Raw genomic sequence first — 2,089 nt, forward strand, 5'->3', positions numbered from 1 at the left:
GCGCTCATCCTGGACCAGGACTTCTACGGCCGGCGGTGGGTCCGCGCGGCCATCATCATCCCGTGGGCGGTGCCCATCGTCATTCAGGGGATGATCTTCTTCCTGATGTTCAACTCGAACGTCGGGTTCCTGACGCCCCCGCTGGCCGACCTCGGGCTACTGGCTCCCACGAACACGCTCAACGACACGCCGAGCGCGACGTTCATCATCATCGTGGCCGACATCTGGAAGACCTCGGCGTTCATGGCGCTGCTCATCCTCGCCGGCCTTCAGAGCATCGACCGCGGGCTCTACGACGTGGCGAAGGTCGCCGGCGCTACCAAGTGGCAGCAGTTCAAGCTCATCACGCTCCCGCTCATCCTACCGACCATCGGGGTCGCGGTCCTGTTCCGCTCCGTGCAGGCGATGCGTGTGTACGGTATTATCGACACGGTGTCGAGTTGCGCCGTCGTGCCGTCGCTGTCGTGCATGGTCGTCGCGACGTTCAACACCCGTGAAGGGACGTCGGCGGCCATCGCGTTCGTGACGGCCGCGATCATCGGCACCGTCGTCATGGGGCTCATCCTGTGGCAGGGGGAGGACGCGATCTGACATGGCAACTACCAACGAAGACCAATCGAGCGACGGCCCGCTCCAGCGCTGGACACAGAGCGCGATTCGGGACCCGGAGAAGGTGTATCGGGCGCTGTTCTACGCGGCGATGATTTTCTTCCTCGTGACGACGCTGTTCCCGTTCTACTGGCTCGTCGTCCTGGCGGTGACGCCCGAGGGGAACCTGCTCGCGGGGAGTTTCCTCCCGACGGTGAACCTCTTCGGCGTCAGCGGGACGTTCCCGTTGCCCGTCCCCAAGGGGTTCAATCCGGGCGCGTTCGTCAACGTCTTCATCGAGGTTCCGTTCCACCTGTTCATGCTGAACAGTTTCGCGCTGGCGATCACCACGACGGTCATCGTCCTGTTCGTCGCAAGCCTCGCCGGCTACGTGTTCGGGCGCCTCCGCTTCCCCGGTCGCGCGCTGTTGATGCTCGCGATCCTCGCGATCAGCTACTTCCCGCCGGCCGCGTTCGTCATCCCGCTGTTTCAGGCGTTCGCCGGCAACGCCCCGATAACGATTCCGTTCACGAACATCCCGCTGTTCACGCCGCCGCGGCTCCTGAACACCCCGGGATCGATGGTGCTGCCGTTCAGCGCGCTGTTCATGCCGCTGTCGATCTTCATCCTGACGACGTTCTACGGCCAGATCCCAGACGGCTTGGAGGACGCCGCGCGGGTCGAGGGGACGACGCGACTGGGCGCGCTGTTCCGGGTCATCATGCCGCTGTCCGCGCCCGGCGTGGCGACCGCCTCCGTGCTGACGTTCATCGCCGTGTACAACGAGTACTTCTTCAGTTCGATCATGGCGACCTCGCCGGAGGCCACGAAGTGGTCGCCCATCGTCGGCGGGATCCTCAGCTACCAGACCCAGTACACGACCCAGTACAACCTCATGGCGGCCGCGAGCATCATCGGGGTCCTCCCCGTCGTCATTCTCGTGGTCGTCGCCCAGGAACGCATCGTCAGCGGACTGACCTCAGGAGCACTCAAGGAGTAACACAATGGCACGAGTACGACTCGAACACGTGACGAAACGCTACGACGACCAGGGTGACGTGGTCACCGCGGTCGACGACATGAACCTGGACATCGCCCACGGCGAGTTCATCTGCTTCGTCGGGCCGTCGGGCTGCGGGAAGTCGACGACGATGGAGACCATCGCCGGGCTGACGATTCCGACGGAAGGTGAGATCTACATCGGCGACCGCGAGGTGACGAACCTCCCGCCGAAGGACCGCGGCATCGCGATGGTGTTCCAGAACATCGCGCTGTTCCCGCACATGGACGTCTACGACAACATCTCCTTTGGCCTCCGCCTGCGGGACTACCCGCAAGACGAGATCGACCGCCGGGTCGAGCGGGCCGCGGACATCGTCCAGTTAGAGGGGATGCTCGAACGGATGCCCGAGGAGATGTCGGGCGGGCAGCGCCAGCGCGTCGCCATCGCCCGCGCGATCGTGCGCGAACCGGACGTGTTCCTGATGGACGAGCCGCTGGC

3 protein-coding genes are annotated in these 2,089 nt (G+C 64.6%); all 3 read left to right on the forward strand.

Features of this window, described 5'->3' with window-relative positions:
* On the forward strand, nucleotides 1-591 hold a 591-nt coding region (locus GM656_RS18915; RefSeq protein WP_162415270.1), incomplete at its 5' end, for a carbohydrate ABC transporter permease.
* A 1-nt stretch (nucleotide 592) separates the two neighbouring features.
* Complete coding sequence (locus tag GM656_RS18920; protein WP_162415271.1) at nucleotides 593-1,588, forward strand: carbohydrate ABC transporter permease; 996 nt, start codon at nucleotides 593-595, stop codon at nucleotides 1,586-1,588.
* Nucleotides 1,589-1,592: 4 nt separating this feature from the next.
* Nucleotides 1,593-2,089 (forward strand): ABC transporter ATP-binding protein (locus GM656_RS18925; protein WP_162415272.1); only part of this gene is annotated, 497 nt, incomplete at its 3' end.

Source organism: Haloarcula salina (genome assembly GCF_010119195.1).
In the GTDB taxonomy this organism is placed as follows: domain Archaea; phylum Halobacteriota; class Halobacteria; order Halobacteriales; family Haloarculaceae; genus Haloarcula; species Haloarcula salina.

What these genes read in the sequence shown, in the direction of transcription:
- GM656_RS18920 (WP_162415271.1), top strand. Translation starts at nt 593, where the DNA reads ATGGCAACTACCAACGAAGACCAATCGAGCGACGGCCCGCTCCAGCGC.